Source organism: Myxococcales bacterium (assembly GCA_016720545.1).
In the GTDB taxonomy this organism is placed as follows: Bacteria; Myxococcota_A; Polyangia; order Polyangiales; family Polyangiaceae; genus JAAFHV01.
This window is the reverse complement of sequence record JADKKK010000035.1, coordinates 48,064-66,767: the sequence shown is the minus strand read 5'-3', so window position 1 is coordinate 66,767 and position 18,704 is coordinate 48,064. Positions and strand designations below refer to the sequence as shown.

Genomic DNA, 18,704 nt, shown 5'->3' with positions numbered 1-18,704 from the left:
GACGGGTGAGGGAGCGCGTCGCTGGAGCGCGCGGCCTCAGAGCGCCTGGCAGCGCACCTGCACGTGCCGCGAGGGGTTCTCGCGGCACGCGGGCGCGCCGCAGCCGGGCGGAGCGGCGCCGGTCACGCAGGCGCAGGTCCAGTCGTCGGAGCAGGCGGTCGGGTAGTCGACGCACGAGAAGCGCGAACCCGCCGGGCCCACGCGCTCGAGGCAGAATTGGCCGCCGGGGCACCCACGGCCGCCGCAGGGGGTTTGGGGGCATAGGAGACAGAGGATGCCCGCGGGCACCTTCCTCCACCGCGACGTGGCCGCGTCGCACTCGTACTTGGTGCCCGAGCAGCAAAGATCCGTGCGGTTGCACGCGACGTCGACGCCCGGCCTGCAGGCCGCGCGCTCGACCGGGCCGGACACACACACGCCACCGGCGTCGGAGCTCGCGTCGGGCGCTGCGTCGAACGAGGCGTCGACGGGCGGGCTGGCGTCCACCGAAGCGTCGAACGGCGGGCCGGCGTCGATCGGCGGAGGCCCCGCGTCGGGGTCCGGCGGGCCACCGTCGCCCGGGGGGGACGCGTCCGGCGGAGGCGGCGGGGGAGGTGGAGGCGTGAGGGTCGGCGTGGAGGTGGTCGTCGGCGTGGAGGTGGTCGTCGGCGTGCCCGTGACCGCGCTCGTGGGGACCGAGGCGGCGTCGGGATCCGCGTCGAGCGCGGTGGCGCCGCCACACGCGCCGAAGGGGATCGCCAGTGCGGGCAGGGAGAGCAGTACGAAGAGCGCGCCGCGGGGCTTCATGCCAGCAAGCGTAGCACGCGCGCGCCCTCGCGCTCTCTCCGGCGACCGCGCCGCGCGGTCATGGGGCGCGCATGACGTGGCCTGCGCGCCTCGCGCGGGCCTCACGTGCGAGTCAGCGCGTCGGCGAGCCGTCCTTACGCGTGAACACCGGGCCGTCCGGTCCGCGCGAGTACGCGAGGTCGTCGTCGGGATACTCGGCGCCGTCGTCGGGATCGCGGCTGCTCATCTCGAGGTAGCGCACGGAGCTCCCGGTCCGGTTCACGAGGTGGTGTCCGTCGCGCACGCCGGCGGGGAAACCGGCGCACATGCCGGCGCCAAGGGTCTGCTCGCCGCCGTCGGTGACGAGCGTGACCTCGCCCTCGACGACGTAGACGAGCTCGTCCTCGCGGGTGTGAAAGTGGCGGAGCGCCGACTGCTTGCCGGGCGCGAGCGTCGTGAGGTTCACTCCGAGCTTCGTGAGGCCGAGGGCGGCGCCGAGCCCGCGCTTCTCGCGGGGGAGGACGCGCTCGCGGTAGACCTCCGGGTAGGTCGAGTGCGTGCGGGGCGTGAGGGTCGAGGGGTCGAGGGCGGGCGGCGTGAGCGGCATTCGCGGGCTCTACCACGCGCTTGCGGGGCCTTCGCGGCCCTGTCGGTTTCTCGGCCGCGCGGCTTGCGTTTCTGACTGAATCGTCATTCACTACGGCCGCCGCTCGCGTCGTGCGGGCAGCGCGCCACATTGAAGGATGCGTTCATGAACCTGAACAAGCCGATTCGCCGCGCGTGTGTCATCGGCGCGGGCGTGATGGGGCAAGGCATCGCCGCCCATTTCGCCAACGCCGGGATCGAGGTCCTCCTCCTCGACATCGTCCCCCCCGACCTGAAAGACGCCGACCAAGCGCCCAAGGCGGCGCGCAACGCGTTCGCCGCCGGCGGCCTCGACAAGGCGCTGAAGGCGCGCCCCGCCGCGTTCTTCCACAAGCAGAACGCGCGCCTCGTGTCCGTGGGCAACACCACCGACGACCTCGAGGGCGTGAAGAGCTGCGACCTCGTGATCGAGGCCGTGCTCGAGCGCATCGACGTGAAGCAGGCCCTCCTCGAGAAGCTCGAGGCCCTCGTGCCGCCGCACGCGATCGTCGCCTCGAACACCTCGGGCCTGCGCATCGTCGACATGCTGAAGGGCCGCTCGGAGGCCTTCAAGAAGCGCTTCCTCGTGATGCACTTCTTCAACCCCGTTCGCTACATGAAGCTCCTCGAGCTCGTGTGGGGGCCGGACACCGATCCCTCCGTGGTCGCCCACGTGAAGAAGTTCGGCGAGGACGTGCTCGGCAAGGGCGTCGTCTTCGGGAAGGACACCCCGAACTTCGTCGGCAACCGCATCGGCGTGCACGCCATGATGTCGACCATCCACCAGATGCTCGAAGACGGCCTCACCCCCGAGGACGTCGACAACATCACGGGCACCCCCATGGGCCACCCGAAGAGCGCGAGCTTCCGCACCGCCGACCTCGTCGGCCTCGACACGTTCGCGCACGTCGCGGACAACTGCTTCAAGGCGCTCGAGAACGACGAAGACCGCAAGATCTTCGAGCTGCCGGCCTTCATCCGGACGATGGTCGAGAAGAAGCTCCTCGGGAACAAGACGAAGGGCGGCTTCTACAAGAAGGGCGCCGACAAGAGCATCGAGACCTTCGACCCCGTCACGCTCGCCTACCGCCCCAAGGGCGGCGACGACGCGATCAAGGCCTCCACGAAGGCCATCTCGAAAGAGGAGGACCCGAAGGCGCGCGTGCGCAAGCTCGTCGCCGACCAGGGCAAGGCGGGCGCGTTCGCTTGGAAGGTGCTCTCGAAGGGCCTCGCGTACGCGGCGCGCCGCGTGGGCGAGATCACCGACGACGTGACGGCGATCGATGACGCCATGAAGTGGGGCTACAACTGGGAGCTCGGCCCGTTCGAGACCTGGGACGCGCTCGGCTTCGTCGAGACCACCGACCGCATGGTGAAGGAGGGCGTGAAGCTCCCCGAGTCCGTGCTGAAGATGAAGGCGAGTGGCGCGACCTGCTTCTACCGAGCGGACGGCGCCGTGTTCGACCTCGCCAAGGGTGAGTACCAGGCGCGCGAGGCCGATCCTCGCTACGCGACGCTCACGATCCTCCGCCGTGGCGCCGCGCCCGTGCTCAAGAACGACGGCGCGGAGGCGTGGGACCTCGGCGACGGCGTGCTCGGCATCACCTTCAAGACCAAGGCCAACAGCATCGACCCCGACGTGATCGGCATGATCACGAAGGCCGTCGAGAAGGCCGAGACCGACTTCCGCGCGATGGTCGTCGCGAACGAGGGCGAGCACTTCTGCGTCGGCGCGAACCTCTTCCTCGTCGTGATGGCGGCGGGCGCCCAGCAGTGGGACCAGATCCGCACGATGGTGCAGGGGTACCAGGGCGCGGTGCAGCGCATGAAGTACGCGAGCGTTCCGGTCGTGGTCGCGCCGTACGGCATGACCCTCGGCGGTGGGCTCGAGCTCTGCTACGGCGGCGCCGCGGTCCAGGCGGCGGCCGAGACCTACTCGGGGCTCGTCGAGGTGGGCGTGGGCCTCCTGCCCGGGGGCGCGGGCAACCTCAACATGCTCTGGCGCGCGCTCGACGGCGTGCCGGAGGGGGCGCAGCTGAACGTGCTCGAGATCGTGACCAACACGTTCAAGAACATCGCGCTCGCCAAGATCGCGACCAGCGCCGAAGAGGGCAAGGCGCTCGGGTACTTCCGCAAGACCGACGGCGTCTCGTTCGACAAGGCGCGCGTCCTGGTCGACGCGAAGAGCCGCGCGCTCGGCCTCGCGGGCGCGGGCTACCACCCGCCCACCCCCAAGGCCTACGTGCTGCCGGGCGAGAGCGGGATCGCGACGCTGCGCATGATGGTCGACACGCTCGTGGCCGGCGGCTTCGCCTCCGCCCACGACGCGAAGATCGCGGGCAAGGTCGCCGAGGTGCTCTGCGGCGGCGTCGCCGGCGCCTCGCGCGAGAACACCGAGTCGCAGCTCCTCGAGCTCGAGGCCGAGGCGTTCGTGAGCCTCTGCGGTGAGCCAAAGAGCCAGGAACGCATGCAGTACATGCTCATGAACAACAAGCCGCTCAGGAACTAAGCCCATGATGGACATCGTCATTGTCGAAGCCGTTCGTTCCGCCGTGGGCCGCGCGCTGAAGGGCTCTCTCGCCCTGCGCCGCCCCGACGACCTCGCCGGGGAGGTCATTCGCGGCCTCCTCGCGCGCGTCCCCCAGGTGAAGGCCGCGGAGATCGAGGACCTCGTCCTCGGCTGCGCCATGCCCGAGGGTGAGCAGGGGCTCAACATCGCGCGCCTCGCGGGCCTGCTCGGCGGGCTCCCCGAGGAGTCGTCCGCGATGACCATCAACCGCTTCTGCTCGAGCGGCCTCCAGGCGCTCGCGCTGGGCGCGGGCGCCATCGCCATCGGGTCGAACGACATCGTCGTCGCCGGCGGCGTCGAGTCGATGAGCATGGTGCCCATGACGGGCAACAAGCTCTCGGCCTCGATGGAGGTCATGGAGCACTACCCCACGGCGTACACGCCGATGGGCATCACGGCCGAGAACGTCGCGAGCAAGTTCGGCGTCAGCCGCCAAGAGCAGGACGAGTTCGCGCTCGCCAGCCAAAAGAAGGCCGCCGCGGCGATCGAGGCGAAGAAGTTCGACCAGGAGATCGTGCCGGTCACCGGCGTGAAATTCGACGGCGACAAGAAGGTGAGCTTCGAGTTCCGACGCGACGAGATGGTGCGCGCCGACACCACGATCGAGAGCCTCTCGGGCCTCAAGCCCGTGTTCAACGCGAAGGGCAGCGTCACCGCCGGCAACAGCTCGCCGCTCAGCGACGGCGCCGCCGCGGCGCTCCTCATGAGCCGGAAGAAGGCCGACTCGCTCGGCATCAAGGGCCTCGGCCTCCTGCGCGCCTACGTCACCGTGGGCGTCGACCCCGCGATCATGGGCATCGGGCCCGTGCCGGCGGTGCAGAAGCTCCTCGCGAAGACGGGGCTCAAGATCTCGGACATCGATCTCTTCGAGGTCAACGAGGCCTTCGCCAGCCAGTCGGTCTACGTGAAGAAGACCCTCGGCCTGCCCGAGGAGCGCCTCAACGTGAACGGCGGCGCGATCGCGCTCGGACACCCGCTCGGGTGCACGGGCGCCAAGCTGACGGCCACGGCGCTCTACGAGCTCCGTCGCCGCGGCGGCAAGTACGCCGTCGTCACGATGTGCATCGGCGGCGGCATGGGCGCGGCCGGGCTGCTCGAGTCGATCCCGGCCTGAGCCGCGCGGCGCTTCGCCTCGCGAAGCGTGTAGGACGCACAGAAGCGGCGAGGTCCCCCGGGGCCTCGCCGTTTGGTCTTCGGCGGGCCGCGCCGCCCGGCCGACGCGGGCGCGGGGAGGCTCGGGCGCGGGCGCCTCAGGGCTCGGTCGGCGGCGCCTCGGGGAGGTCGGAGGAGTGGTCACCGTCGAACGCGCCGTCGCCGGTGGGCGGATCGGCGTCGGGCACGAGCTCGACCGCCGGTGGCGACTCCGGCGTGACCTCGAGCGCGGGCGTGACCTCGAGCTCCGGCGCGACCTCGAGCGCGGGCGTGACCTCGAGCTCCGGCGTGACCTCGAGCTCCGCGGCGCGCCCCCGAGGCTCGCGCGGCGCGCGCCTCGGGGGGGAGAGCTCGACCACGGTCACTGTCGGCTCGGGTCCGCTGAAATCGCTGACGCGCACCCACCTTGGGCGCACGCGGAAGTAGGTCAGCGGCTCGCGGGCGGCGCGCTCGGGGCCGTCCGGGAAGCGGGCGAAATACGTGGCCTTCAGCCGCTCGAGCTCGGCGCCGCGAGGCTCGTCGGCGAGGCCCTCCAGCTGCACGGTGCGCGCGTCGTCCCAGCCGACGACGAGGGCGACGCGCGGGTTTCGACGCAGGTTCGCGGTCTTGCGTGACGCCACGCTCGTGTCGAACACGACCTCGAGGTCGTCGGTGATGGCGACGCCGATCACGGCGGCCTGCGGGGTCCCGTGCACCGAGACGGAGGCCTCCACGGCCCACCGCTGGGCGCGGAGAAATGCAAGAAGGTCATCGCGTTCCATGCGGGCGACCGTAGTGGCTTTGCGGAGCCCAGCGCAAGGTCGACCGCCTCAGGGCCTAAAGACAGTCGTCTTGTACCGGGCCGTCCGCGTACGCCTCCGCGGGGTACGGCGGCGTCGCCGACCCGTCCACGTCGAGTGACCGCACCGCGCCGCGGCCGCAGCGTCGGGAGAGATCTATCATGTGCGTCGCGTCGGACAGCTTCAACACGCGGAGCGCCCGATAGACGAGCGGCTGCGCAGGCACGGCTCGCTCCGGCGCCCCGCCGCGGACCACGTACACCCCCGGGCCGGCGCCCGAGGCGAGCCTCTGGCCGCGCCCGTCGGGGCCGATCACGAGCGCTGCCCCGTCGTCGACCCCGATCCCGAGGATGTCGGGGCGCGCGTGGCCCTCGGCGACTTGTCTCGCCATGAACGTCGCCAGCCGGCCCATCCTGTCCCGCGCGATGAAGTGCGGATCGGTGATGGTGCGGGCGAGCGCCGGGAGCCGCAGCACGTTCTGTGTAAAGTGCATGCTCGGGTGGTATGGATCGGCGACCACGACCGAGGTCAAGATGTTCTCGGAGGGGCCCTGGAACGCGTCGTTCACCGAGCTGCTCAGGATGATCATTCCGGCGCTGGTCCCCCCCACCACCCCGCCGCGGTCGAACACGGCCTGGACCGCGGCCATGAGCGGCGTGCCCTTCCAGCGCACGTAGGCCGCCTGGTCCCCGCCGGTGAACCACACGACCTCGGCGCGCCGCACGATGTCGGCGGCGATGTGCAGATCCGCGTCGGTGGCGCCGCTCGCGAGCGCGATGGTCTGGGCGGAGTGGAACGGCGCTGCGGAGAGCCACGCCGCGGCGCCGTCGCCCGCGCCCGCGGTGAGCAGCACGAGATCGGCGCGGGCGGCGGCCCCCCCTGTGGCCGTGGCGTGCATCCACTGGCGTACGCTCGCGCCCCCGAAGCCGCCGTCGAGGACGATCCCCGGCCCGAGGGGGCGCGCGTCGTCGTCGGTCGGCGCGCCGACGCGAGGCGACACTCGGAGCGCGGGAGAGGGGGCGAGCGGCGCGACCGCGGAGTCGGGGGCGGGGGCGTCTTCCGCGGCGTCGTTCGTCCGGGGCGTGGGCCCTCCGTCGTTCGGGCCGCTCGCGGTCGGACTCGCAGGGCGCCTGGGGTCGGGCGCGGGCGCTCCGGCTCCACCTCCGGGCTCGAGCGCGGCAGAGCACCCGGCGGCGAGGCCGACGGCGCCGAGCGCGCGGAGGAGCCATCGACTTGGCACGTAGAGAGCTTAGCACCCCGTCGACCCACTCCCGTCGCCCACTCGCCGCCTCGGCGGCTCCGGCGCATGAACCTCCTGCAGGATCCGGGCTAGCGCCGCGGCCCAGCGCGCTTGAATGCCAGCGGCCCGTGGGTAGTCTGAGGGACTCGAACCATGACGATGGGGGCTTGCATGAAGAAGTGGTCGGGCTTGGTGTTTCGCGGCGTCGCCGCGCTGTCGTTGGCGTCGGGGGTCGGGGTGGTGGCCTGCTCCTCCGACGCGCCACCCGCCGCGGAGGTCGACGCGGGCGCTCCCGAGGCGAGCGTCTCGGCGGAGGCCGCCGCGCCCCCGCCGCTGGGCGGCGATCTCGGGTTCACACCCAGCAACCTGTCGCTCGCGGGGCTCGACCTGGCCAACGTCGGCGACATCGTCATCGACAAGACCGGTTGTACGTGGTCGACCGCCTCGCTCGACGCGAGCTGCGGTGACGCGAAGAAGATGGTCTTCAAGCAAATTGACCAACCAGGCGCCGGCAAGATCGGCATGTACGTGGTGCGATCGCTCCGCGTCGAGCCGAACGGCGCGCTGTCCCTGAGGGGCACGTATGCCGGCGCGATCGTCGCGCTCGACAAGCTCGACATCCTCGGCACCGTGAGCGTGGGGGTCGGCAGCAACTCCGCGTCGGCCGGCGGCTTCGTCGGGACGGGGAACAACGGAAAGGGCGGCGGTCCGGGCGGCGGCGCGGCCGGCTCGCCGAGCAACGCCCCGGGCGGCGGAGGGTATTGCGGGAAGGGCGGCAACGGCGGCGCCTCCAGCTCGGGCGCGCCGGGCGCGGGCGGCGCCCCTTGGGGAACGGCGGAGAACGTGCCGCTCGTGGGCGGCGCGTCGGGCGGCGGCGGGGCCGTCGACAAGGGCGGCTCGGGCGGCGGCGCGCTCCAGCTCGTGGCGAAGAACTTCATCACGATCGGCACCACCGGCGTCGTCACCGCGGGCGGCGGCCGCGGGGGCTTTGGCGGAGTCTCCAGCCAGCCTCCCGGCGCAGGGGGCAGCGGCGGAGCGTTGCTGCTCGAGTCTCCCGTCATCACGGTGCAAGGCGTCGTCGCGGCCAACGGCGGCGGGGGAGGCTCGAAGTCCGACGACAACCAGAATGGCCAGGGCAGCGGCACCCCGGCGAAGGGCGCGACCGGCCCGTCGACCGGCGGGAACGGCTCGGCGGGCGACACGGCGGTCGGCGGCGACGGCACGTACGTGGCGGGGCCGGGCGGCGGCGGTGGCGGCGGCGCCGGCCGCGTCCGCTTCAACACGCGCGGGGCGGGGCCGTCGCTCACGGGCACGGTCTCTCCGAGCGTGGCCAGCGCCTGCGCCACCAGCGGTCAGCTCAAGTAGTCGCCGCGAGCGCGCTCGACCTTGCATCTTTGCAACGTGGCGCCTCTCATTCTCGCGAGATCTCTGCGCTTCGCTCGCCGTTGTGCGGCCTCGGAACAGCGAGGTCGGCGCAACGCAGTGCGGTGTCCAGGCCTCGAGCGCACATGCCGCGCAACCGTGGCGCTCGGCGTAACGAGGCGCCGAAGGAGATCGGCGCATGGCACGAAAGCCGCATCCCGACTCCACGAGGCGCTCACCGTGAGCCCTCGCCCGGAGAGCTCATGCGCAGCGATGTGGTCCCGTCGTCTCACGTACCCGCGGTAGGCGCGCTCCTCGGCGGCAGGTACCGCGTCGAGGAGATCCTCGGCTCGCGCGGCCCGGTCACGCGGCTCGTGGCCTGCCACGAGCCGCTCGATCGGCGGGTCATCTTGAAGCTCTTGAGCCGCTCGTTCGACGCGCCCGACGCCGGCGTCGCCGACCGCTTCGCCCGCGGCGCGCGCGCCGCCGCGCGGCTCCGTGGCGAGCACGCCGCCCGCGTGCACGACGTGGCGATGCTCGAGGACGGGCGACAGGTCTTGGTGCTCGAGCACCTGAGCGGCCACAGCCTCGCGGCGGAGCTCGAGGCGCGCGGCCCGCTCCCCATCGAGCACGCGGTGCGGTACGTGCTCGAAGCCTGCGAGGCCCTCGCCGAGGCCCACGCCGCAGGCTTCGTCCACGGCAACCTCACGACGGCGAGCCTGTTCCTCGCGGAGCGACGCGGCGAGCGCGAAATAGTCAAGGTTGTTGACTTCGAGGACGCCGCGTACGGCGAGCTCCAGCCGCGCACGGAGCGTCCCCTCGCCGAGGCCGCCTACCTCGCGCCAGAGCAGCGCAACGCCCCCAAGAGCGTCGACGCGCGCGCGAACCAGTGGGGCCTCGGCGTCGTGCTCTACGAGCTCCTGGCAGGTGTGCGGCCCTTCGCCGGCGATTCGCCGTCGTTGCTGCTCTCCGCGATCCTCCAGGGAGCGCAGCGGCCGCTCCGAGAGGTCCGGTCCGAGGTGCCCGCGGGGCTCGAAGCGGCGGTGTCGCGGTGCCTGCGTGTCGGGGCGTCGGAGCGGTTCGCGGACGTGGCGGTGCTGGCGGCGGCGCTCGCGCCGTTCGCCACGCCGCGCGACCGGGCGAGCGCGGCCGTCGCGGCCCGCGTGCTCGCGGATCTTCCGCCGTCGGACGAGCCCACGGCGGAGCGCGAGCGGCCGCGCCGCGCCGCGCGGACCGCCACGAAGGCGTTCGCGTTCCGCCCGGAGCCCGCGCGCGCCGTGGCAGCGCCTACCCCGCCGGGACCCCCACGTGCCGTGCCGGCGAAGCCGCTCGATCGGCGCGAGGAGCCGACCCCGGAGGAGCTCCTCTCCGCCGCGCTCTTCGAGTCGGTGCGGCGCCCGTGGGAGCACCGCCAAACGGGGACGGACGACAACGCCGCCGAGCGGCGTCCCCCCGTCGCGGCGGGGGCGCCGGAGGTCGGCGCGCTCCCGCCGCCCCGAGACCGGCGTCGAGAGGAGGGCTGACCCCACGTGCTCGCGGAGCGCCATGCCACGCTTCATCGTCGCGCGGTCGCCGCCCTCCGGGGCCGGAGCGGGTGTGATACCGTCCGGACCATGCACGCGAAGGCTCTTTGGCCCCTCTTGCTCCTCGGGCTCCTGACCGCCTGCCGCGAAGACCCCAAGCCCGCGCCGGTCCAGGTGCCGGAGGCGACCGCCCCCGCGCCCGTTCCGGTGGAGGCGGGCCCCGTCGACATCACCAAATGCACCGGCTGTCAGCTCGCTCCCATGGCGACCTGGACGTTCGAGGGCGTGTACTCCGACGCCAAGTGCACCGCGCCGCTCGCCCAGCTCGTGGCGCCTGCGTGCTCTGTCATCCCCGCGCTCGGGGCAACGACGCTCACGTACGTCGACGCCGTCGGCAAGCGCAAGGCGAACGAGACCACCAGCGTGACGGTCGGGCCGCAGGTGCTCGCGGACGCCCCGCGCTACCGAAAGGCCGACAAGGAGTGCGTGAAGGCGAACGACGGGGCCGTCGATGTCACGCCGGCGAGCTGCGCGGGCTCGCGGGCCTGCCGTGACCAGGCCGGCGCGCTCGCCTGCGCGGCTTGCCGTACGTTCACCTCGGGCTGCCCCGACTTCGAGGAGACGCGGCTCTACGCCGTCATCGACGACCCCGGCCTCGGCGCCGCGAAGGCCGGCGGCGGCGGCAACAACCTCGGCCGCCTCGGCCAGTGCTGCGCGGCCTTGAACGCCGAGGCGGCCCGCCTCGGCCTGTCCCCGGAGGCCGGCCTCCTACGGACCGCCGCGGCGCAGTGCCTCGCCATCGTGAGCGCCGCCGGGCCGAACAGCAACGCGCCCGAGCTCGGGGTCATCCGAGGCGCGCTCGCCGGTCGCCCCGTGCCCGCGGTCTGCTCGGGTTTCTGAGGTGGTCACGAGCCGCGATCGAGGCCGCTGACCCCGGGCTGTCGACCGCGGACGTCGTGGTCATCGTGGAGGACCCTGTCCCGGTGGCCCTCGACGAGGTCGATTCGCGAGCGCGCCGGGTCCGGCCGACCGCCGCGCGCGCTCCATGATACTGCTCGGACGTGCGCAGCTGTCGGTGGGGATCCTCGGGTGCGGGACCGCGGGGAGCGCCGCGGCGCTCCTGCTCGAGCGCGCGGGCCACAGGGTCACCGTGTACGAGCGGGTCGCCGACCCGCGGCCCGTGGGGGCAGGCATCACGCTCCAGCCCACGGGGATCCATGTCTTGCGCCGACTCGGGCTCAAATCCGACGTCTCCGCGAGGGGCGCCCGCATCGATCGCCTCCGCGTCGTCGACGCGCGCGGCAAGTCGCTCTTCGACCTGCGCTACCGTGACGTGGGTGAGCGGCTCTACGGCCTCGGCGTTCACCGCGGCGTCGTCTTCCAGTCGCTCTTCGACGAGGTGCGAGCGCGCGCCATCGACGTTCGCCTCGGCGTCGCTGGCGAAGACCTCGCGCGCGCCGAGGCGCCGGCGACGAGCGTGCCCGGGGGGCCCGCCAGGCCTCCTCCGCGCCGCCACTGGATCGTCGACGACGAAGGGAAGCGACACGGCCCGCACGAGCTCATCCTCGTCTGCGACGGCGCGCGCTCTCACTTCCGCGACGACACCGACCTCTCGAAGCGCATCGACGTGTACCCGTGGGGGGCGCTTTGGTTCGTCGGGGAGGACCCGAAGCGCGCGTACGGGCACACTCTCCACCAGGCGGTGCGGGGCACCCGGCAGATGCTCGGGCTCCTGCCCACCGGGACGGGGCCCGAGGGCATGACGCCGCTCGTGAGCCTCTTCTGGAGCCTCCGGGCGGACAGGCTGAGCGAGTGGCGCGCCGCCGGCCTGGAGGCGTGGCGACGCGATGCCCTCGCGCTCTGCCCCCAGGCGGAGCCCGTGCTGCTCCAGATTCGTGAACCCGAACAGGTCCTCTACTCCGGCTACCTCGACGTCCGCATGGAGCGCTGGAACACGCGCAGCGTCGTGTACCTCGGCGACGCCGCGCACGCCATGAGCCCGCAGCTCGGCCAGGGCTGCAACCTCGCGCTGTGGGACGCGCTCGTCCTCGCCGAGACCCTCGCGGCGCACGAGGACCTGCCCGTCGCGCTCGATGCGTACTCGCGCGAGCGCCGCCCGCACCTCGCGTTCTACCAGCTCGCGACACGTTGGCTGACGCCCCTCTTCCAGGGCGACCGGCCGGCGCTGGGGCACCTGCGCGACACCTTCATGCCGCTGCTCGCGCGGGTGGGGATCACGCGGAAGCTCATGACCCTCGCGATGTGTGGTGTCCTCGAGGGCTTCGCCGGCGGAACGGTCGCGGAGCCGGGCAGGACGGTGAAGCTCCTGGCGTAGGGCGTCGGGCGGAGCCCTCTCCGCCACCCGCGATGGTCGACGTGGCGGGGCCGGTGCGACGCCAGAATCGCCGCGCGGTCGCGGGGAGGGTACAACTAGGCTCGTGGCGGACCCAACGACTCCCAGGTCAGCTCCTACGGCGGCACGTTCGGCGGACGGCGCGCCGCGCTTGGCGCCCCTGCCCTCGAAGCGCGTGCGCCAGCGTCTCGGTCATCCTCGAGGGGGGGCCGCCCTCGTCCTCGGGCAGCTCCTCGTCGCGGCGGCGTCGTGGCTCGCCACGGAGACCAAGGCGCGCGCGGAGCTCCCGCCGCGCCTCGCCGTAACCCCGGTCGCGTCGGACCCGGGCGTGGTCGCGGGGCCCTCGCTCGTTCGGCTCTCGCGGCGTCTGCGGACGCTGCTTGCCGCCGAGGAGCGCGTGGAGGTCATGGCCGTCGCGGGCGCCCCGAGCGCCATTCGCAACGTGGCGGATGTCGCGCTCTTCGTCAGCGTCGGGAGTGGGGGTGGTCGCGTCGTGCTCACCGCGGAGGTGCGGGATCTTCGCGACCAGCACGCGCTCACGCAGGCGCGCTGCGATCTCCCCGCGCCCCCCTCGCACCTCGTCGAGGCGCGGCTCAACGAGGCCCTCGTCGACCTCGTGGCGCAGCTCGCGGGCCGAGCCCCTGTGGGCTCCGTGCACGAGGTCCCGCTCGAGTCGCTCCAGCCCGTCGAGGTCGACGTGGGCGACGAGCCACCGCCGCCGCCACCGCCGCCGCCACCGCCGCCACCGCCACCGCCACCGCCACCGCCCGACGACCCGCTCACCGACCACTACGTGGGGCAGCTCTGGTACGAGAACGACGCGGACTCCTTCACGGGGCTCGGGCGTCTCGCGCTCGTGTGGAACCGCTCCGAGGACTTCGTGGGGCTCGCGGACGTGTCGCTGTGGCGCAACGCCTCGAGCTCGTTCACGGGCGGCCTCCAGCTCTCGCTGCGCGGAAATGAGGTCGGCGAGCTGCACGGTCTGGGGCAAGTCTCGCTCGTGTCGAACGAGGCTGAGGAGCTCGCCGGGTTGGGGCAGATCGCCCTCCGCAACCGCGCAGGGCGCTTCACGGGGCTGGGCCAGTTCGGGCTGTGGAACGAGGTCGAGGGTTCGAGCCGGGATTCGGCGCGCTTCGTCGGCGCCGCGCAGCTCGGCATGTTGAACCAGGCCGAGGAGCCGGTGGTCGTCGGCCTCCAGCTCGGCCTGGTGAACCGCTCATCGAGCGCGACCGTCACGAGCGCTCTCCAGCTCGGCGCGGGCAACTACACGAAGCGGGCAGACTTCCGCGGCGGGCTCCAGCTCGGCCTCGCGAGCGTCGCCGGCCGCGACTTCGAGGGCCTCGTGCAGGTCGGCGTGCTCGCGGGCGCCATGCGTGGCTATTCGGGAGTCGTTCAGGCCGGCGTCGTCAGCTATGTAGGCAACAACCTCTACCGGGAGGTGCTCGGGGTCTCGATCGACAACGGTGCCAATGATCGTGAAGACTTTCGGGGGGTTGTGCAGCTTGGTGTGCTGTCGCTGACAGACCACGATTTCCGCGGCGTGCTCCAGGTCGGTGGGCTCGGGAACCTCGCGGGAGGCAGCTTCTTCGGGGTCGCCCAGGTGGGCGCCGGCAACTTCGTCGACAAGGAGTTTCACGGCGCGCTCCAGGTGGGCGCGGCCAATTTCGTCGATCGGTTCGCGGGGCTCGCGCAGGTCGGCGCGGTCACCTACGCCGGGCACGAGCTCGTGGGCTCGCAGCTCGGCGCCGTCAACCTCGCCGAGCGCACCCTCGGCGCACAGCTGGGCGTCGTGAACCTCGCGGAGCGGGTCGCCGGCGTCCAGGTGGGCGTGTTCAACTACGCCGAACGCCTCGCGGGCCTTCAGCTCGGCGTCGTCAACGTCGCGTCGAACGGCGTGCTCCCCGTGACCGGCGTGCTGAACCTCGGCTTCGACTGAGGTCCCTCGGCGCCCGCAGCCTCTAACGGCCCCGCGGCTACGACGCGAGCTCGCGCGCCGACTCGAACGCCACGAAGTTCTGCAGCAGCTTCATCCCGAAGCGGTGGCTCTTCTCGGGGTGGAACTGCGCGCCGAGCACGTGGTCCCGCGCGACGGACGACACGAACGACCCAAAGTAGGGGGTCGTGGCCGCCACGTCTTCCGGGTTCACGCACACGGCGTGGTACGAGTGCACGAAGTAGAAGCGGGTCTCCTGGACCATGTCCTTGAAGAGCCCGCGCTCGGTCGTCGTGGGCTTCGCGACGTTCCAGCCCATGTGAGGCACCTTCATCGCACCCTTGGGGTCGCGGTCCTTCGTGAAGCGCCTGCACTCGGCGTCGATCCACCCCAAGCCGGGCAGCACTCCCTCCTCGCTGCCGCGCGTGAGCAGCTGCATGCCGAGGCAGATGCCGAGCACCGGGACGCGGCGCTCGCGCACGCACTCGTCGAGGACGCCGATGAGGTCGTGCTTCCTCAGGAGGCTCACGCCGGCGTCGAACGCGCCGACACCCGGCAGGAGGAGCCGCGACGCGCCGCGCAGCGTCTCCGGGTCGCGGCTGGCCACCGCTGGAATCTGTAGGAACTTCAACATGTTCAGGATCGAACCGATGTTGCCTACCTCGTAGTCGACGATGACGAGCATGCTGTGCTTTACCTGGCGCTCGCGCGACCTCCGCGCTCGCTCGGGCGAGGGTAGCACCGGCGGGGCCCAGCGGGCCCGCGCTCCGTACGAGGGCGGGCCAGGCGCCGCCGGAAGAGGTTGCATGTCTCGAGCGGCGTGGTACTCGTGGCCGCCCGCTGGAGCGCCGCCGCGCCCTCGCGCGCGCGCCCCGGACGAACCAAACACTACGCCCGACCCTCGGGGTCCCCGCTTCGGCCTAGGTGGCGGGCCGCGCGCGGCGTCGAGCCAACGAGACACGATGCTCCGAATACGCGTGATCCCTTGCCTGCTCTTGCGACGCCAAGGGCTCGTGAAGACCGTGAAGTTCGAGAACGCCAAGTACGTCGGCGATCCGATCAACACAGTGCGCATCTACAACGAGAAGGAAGTCGACGAGCTGGTGTTCCTCGACGTGACGGCGACTCCCGACAAGAAAGAGCCCTCGTACGAGATCATCCGCGAGATCGCCACCGAGTGCTTCATGCCGTTCGCGTACGGCGGCGGCATCAAGACCTTCGAGCAGGCCGAGAAGATCTTCGCGATCGGCGCCGAGAAGGTGGTCTTGAACACCGCCGCGGTCGAAAACCCCACGCTGGTCTCCCGCATCGCGGACAAGTTCGGCAGCCAGGCCGTGGTGGCTTCCATCGACGCGAAGAAGGACTTCTTCGGCCGCTATAAGGTCGTGACCGCCGGGGGGCGGAACGCGACCGGCAGAGACGTCGTGGAGCAGGCGCAGCTCATGGAGAAGATGGGCGCCGGCGAGATCCTGCTCACGTCGGTCGACCGAGACGGCACCTTCGAGGGTTACGACGTCGACCTCGTGAAGAAGGTCACCCGAGCGGTCTCGGTGCCCGTCATCGCGTGCGGCGGCGCCGGCAAGCTCGAGCATCTCCCGCTGCCGGTCAAAGAGGGGGGCGCGCAGGCTGTCGCGTGCGGCAGCCTCTTCGTCTACCAAGGCAAGCACCGCGCCGTGCTCACGAACTACCCCACGCGCGCCGAGCTCACGCGCCTCTTCCCCGACGGCTGAACGCGCCCCGCGGCGCCTCCACGGCGGCGCGAAACCTCCCCGAAACGCGGGGTCGGGCCCAATGTCGCTGCGTACGCGCCCCGCGTGCCGCTCGGAGGACTCGACATGCGCATCGACACCGGAGACACCGCCTGGCTGCTCGTCAGCGCGGCGCTCGTCCTCTTCATGAGCCCCGGCCTCGCGCTGTTCTACGCGGGCATGGTGCGCCGCAAGAACGTGCTGTCGACGCTCATGCACTCGTTCTCGAGCGTCCCCATCGTGCTCGCGCTCTGGCTCTTGTGTGGATACGGCCTCGCGTTCGGGCCGACCCACCGCGGGCTCATCGGCGGGCTCGGCGCGAGCGGAGTCGGCCTCGAGCGTCTCACCTCCGCCAACCACGGCACCGTGCCCGAGCTCGCGTTCGTCGCGTTCCAGATGATGTTCGCGGGCATCGCGCCGGCGCTCATCTCGGGCGCGTTCGCGGAGCGCATGAAGTTCACCACGTACCTCGCGTTCGTCGCGCTCTGGTCGCTCTTCGTCTACATCCCCATGGCGCACTGGGTGTGGGCCGACGGGGGCTGGCTCGCGGCGATGGGGGCGCTCGATTTCGCCGGGGGCGCGGTCATCCACATCACGGCGGGAGTATCGGCGCTCGTGTTCGCCAAGGTCCTCGGCCCGCGGCTCAAGTACCCGCACGAGCGCCCTCTCCCGCACGACCTCACCATGACCATGACCGGCGCCGGCATCCTGTGGTTTGGGTGGTTCGGCTTCAACGCCGGGAGCGCGCTCTCCTCCGGGCACCTCGCGGCGCTCGCGTTCGTGGCCACGCACCTCGGCGCGGCGGGCGGCGTCGTCGGCTGGACGATGGTCGAGTGGCGCCACCGGGGCAAGCCCACCGCCCTCGGCGTCGCGTCCGGGCTCGTGGGCGGGCTCGTCGCCATCACCCCGGCCGCTGGGTTCGTCGCGCCCTGGGCGGCGTTTCTCATCGGCGTCTGCGCGGGCGCGGCCTGCTACGGCGGCGTGCTGCTGAAGTACCGCCTCGGCTACGACGACTCGCTCGACGCCTTCGGCGTGCACGGCGTCGGGGGCTTCCTCGGCGCGCTGCTCACCGGCGTGTTCGCGCGCGCCCGCGTGTTCCCGGGGGCCGAGAAGCCGTTCGGCACCGACGGCGCCCTCTACGGCAACGTCCGGCTCCTCGGGGTGCAGGCGCTCACGAGCCTCGTCGCCGCCGTGTTCGCCGGCGTCGTCACGTGGCTCATTCTCAAGCTCCTCGACCGCACCCTCGGCCTGCGGGTCACGCCCTCGGATGAGCGCGAGGGCCTCGACACGACCCAGCACGGCGAGACCGGCTACGCCGGCTGAACCCGCGGCAAGACGGGGTCGAGCGCTCCCGCCATACATCGAGCCGCGGTGGCCGATGGTGGCCGATCGTGTCGGCGGTCGCCAGCGCGCTTGATGCGTCGCCCTGACCCCTGATGGAGTGAGGGCGTGCCCACCTCTCCCATGACGCTCGCGTCGCTTCGTCGCGACCTGTCCCTCTTCGCCAAGTACCACCTCGTTCGCCGGTCGGTCCGATACCCGGCGCGAGAGGTGGAGCTCGGCGTCGTGTCGCTCGGCTTCGACCCCCGGTCGTACGTGCAGACCCTCCGCGACTACGAGGGGCCGTTCTCCGTGTCGACGCTCGCCGAGGTGCGGTTCGAGGGCGAGCGCTTCCCCATGCTCTTCATTCGCTCGCGTGCGTGGGACGCGCCCGACTCGCGCCCGCGAACACCGCCTCGCCGCCCGCGGGTGGTGGTGCTGGCGGGCGTGCATGGAAACGAGCACGCGGGGCTCCTGGCGGTGCCGCGCATCTTGGAGCGCGTGGCCGCCGACGCAGAGCTCGCGGCCCGCGTCGACCTCACGATCGTGACGCCGGTGAACCCCGTGGGGGCCGCGCACCTCTCGCGGTACAATGGGGAAGGGTACGATATCAATCGTGATTTTGTCCGCTTCGACACCGTCGAGGCGCGCGCCGTGCGCCGCGTGATGGCCCAGGCTCGGCCGGACTTCGTTGTGTCGCTCCACGAGGGCCCGCAGGACGCGACGTTCTTCTTCTCGAACCGCCACGTGGCGCCCGCGCTCGCCTCGCGTCTGCTCGCGCGCGTGGAGGCGGGAGGGGCGACGCTCGCGGCCCACGACTACTTCGGGCGCGCGCTCCCGGAGCCCGGACACGCGCCCATGGACTCGGCCACCTACGCGCTCACGTGGCTGTGGTCGCGCACGCTCGGCATGATGCCCACCGGCTTCTACGCCGATCAGCGCGCCATCCCCGAGCTCACGCTCGAGAGCTCGTGGCGCGCGACCAGCCTCGACGCCCGCGTCGGCCCCCACGTCGACCTCGTGTGCGGCGTGTTGGCGGAGCTCTAGAGCGCCGAACCGCTTGATTCGGTCGGCTTTTCGCCGGTTTACGTCGCCGTACTTCGTTGCTCCTCCTCGCCTGGCAGCAGTAGGACTCGTCGTCGCGCCTCGCACGGCTCGCAACTCGGCGAAAATCCTCGGTCATCAAGCGGTTCGGCGCTCTAGCCATAGTCCCTCGATGCGCAGGCGGTGGGCGGGCGGGCGTCGCCGCAGAGCTCCGGAGCACCGCGCTCGTTTCGCTTGCTCTCGTACATGGCCGTGCGATGCTGCTGAGCTGCGCCCTGAGTGTCCTTCGCGG

The 18,704-nt window shown here is 72.0% G+C and carries 14 protein-coding genes and 1 pseudogene; 10 read left to right on the top strand and 5 right to left on the bottom strand.

Features of this window, described 5'->3' with window-relative positions; translation table 11 throughout:
* Positions 1-36: 36 nt before the first annotated feature.
* Together IPQ09_28920 and IPQ09_28915 are read right to left on the bottom strand one after the other, a co-directional pair.
* Complete coding sequence (locus IPQ09_28920; protein MBL0198168.1) at positions 37-786, bottom strand: hypothetical protein; 750 nt, start codon at positions 784-786, stop codon at positions 37-39.
* A 112-nt stretch (positions 787-898) separates the two neighbouring features.
* Positions 899-1,372, bottom strand: coding sequence for a cupin domain-containing protein (locus IPQ09_28915; protein MBL0198167.1), 474 nt, complete (start codon positions 1,370-1,372; stop codon positions 899-901).
* Positions 1,373-1,522: 150 nt separating this feature from the next.
* Here IPQ09_28915 and IPQ09_28910 point away from each other — a divergent pair, with 150 nt between their 5' ends.
* Positions 1,523-3,898 (top strand): 3-hydroxyacyl-CoA dehydrogenase/enoyl-CoA hydratase family protein, encoded by a 2,376-nt coding sequence (locus IPQ09_28910; protein ID MBL0198166.1) that lies wholly within the window; start codon positions 1,523-1,525, stop codon positions 3,896-3,898.
* 4 nt (positions 3,899-3,902) lie between these two features.
* A complete protein-coding gene (locus IPQ09_28905; protein MBL0198165.1) occupies positions 3,903-5,072 on the top strand; it encodes a thiolase family protein in 1,170 nt (389 codons plus the stop codon).
* 421 nt (positions 5,073-5,493) lie between these two features.
* Here IPQ09_28905 and IPQ09_28900 read toward each other — a convergent pair.
* A pseudogene (locus tag IPQ09_28900) lies at positions 5,494-5,871 on the bottom strand (pyridoxamine 5'-phosphate oxidase family protein).
* A gap of 55 nt (positions 5,872-5,926) precedes the next feature.
* A complete protein-coding gene (locus tag IPQ09_28895) occupies positions 5,927-7,129 on the bottom strand; it encodes a hypothetical protein (protein MBL0198164.1) in 1,203 nt (400 codons plus the stop codon).
* A 171-nt stretch (positions 7,130-7,300) separates the two neighbouring features.
* Between IPQ09_28895 and IPQ09_28890 the strand changes: the two genes are divergently transcribed.
* The 5 genes from IPQ09_28890 to IPQ09_28870 all read left to right on the top strand — a co-directional run bounded on the left by IPQ09_28890 (position 7,301) and on the right by IPQ09_28870 (position 14,303).
* Positions 7,301-8,494: a hypothetical protein gene (locus IPQ09_28890; protein MBL0198163.1), complete on the top strand. Its 1,194-nt coding sequence runs from the start codon at positions 7,301-7,303 to the stop codon at positions 8,492-8,494.
* Between the two features lie 260 nt (positions 8,495-8,754).
* Complete coding sequence (locus IPQ09_28885) at positions 8,755-10,014, top strand: protein kinase (protein ID MBL0198162.1); 1,260 nt, start codon at positions 8,755-8,757, stop codon at positions 10,012-10,014.
* A 90-nt stretch (positions 10,015-10,104) separates the two neighbouring features.
* A complete protein-coding gene (locus tag IPQ09_28880; protein ID MBL0198161.1) occupies positions 10,105-10,914 on the top strand; it encodes a hypothetical protein in 810 nt (269 codons plus the stop codon).
* A 145-nt stretch (positions 10,915-11,059) separates the two neighbouring features.
* Complete coding sequence (locus IPQ09_28875) at positions 11,060-12,349, top strand: FAD-dependent monooxygenase (protein MBL0198160.1); 1,290 nt, start codon at positions 11,060-11,062, stop codon at positions 12,347-12,349.
* Positions 12,350-12,542: 193 nt separating this feature from the next.
* The gene (locus tag IPQ09_28870) at positions 12,543-14,303 is read left to right on the top strand and encodes a hypothetical protein (GenBank protein MBL0198159.1); all 1,761 of its coding nucleotides are present in this window, start codon (positions 12,543-12,545) and stop codon (positions 14,301-14,303) included.
* A gap of 37 nt (positions 14,304-14,340) precedes the next feature.
* On the opposite strand, the gene hisH is transcribed toward IPQ09_28870, so the two are convergent.
* Positions 14,341-14,985, bottom strand: coding sequence for an imidazole glycerol phosphate synthase subunit HisH (hisH, locus tag IPQ09_28865; GenBank protein ID MBL0198158.1), 645 nt, complete (start codon positions 14,983-14,985; stop codon positions 14,341-14,343).
* Between the two features lie 277 nt (positions 14,986-15,262).
* Here hisH and hisF point away from each other — a divergent pair, with 277 nt between their 5' ends.
* From hisF to IPQ09_28850, 3 genes are all read left to right on the top strand, one after another.
* Entirely contained in the window at positions 15,263-16,030 is a 768-nt protein-coding gene (gene hisF / locus IPQ09_28860; protein MBL0198157.1) for an imidazole glycerol phosphate synthase subunit HisF, read from the top strand.
* Between the two features lie 105 nt (positions 16,031-16,135).
* Entirely contained in the window at positions 16,136-17,371 is a 1,236-nt protein-coding gene (locus tag IPQ09_28855) for an ammonium transporter (protein ID MBL0198156.1), read from the top strand.
* Between the two features lie 126 nt (positions 17,372-17,497).
* Positions 17,498-18,415 carry a DUF2817 domain-containing protein gene (locus IPQ09_28850; protein MBL0198155.1) on the top strand — a complete coding sequence of 306 codons (918 nt, stop codon included), beginning with the start codon at positions 17,498-17,500 and terminating at the stop codon, positions 18,413-18,415.
* The last annotated feature ends 289 nt before the right edge of the window (positions 18,416-18,704 follow it).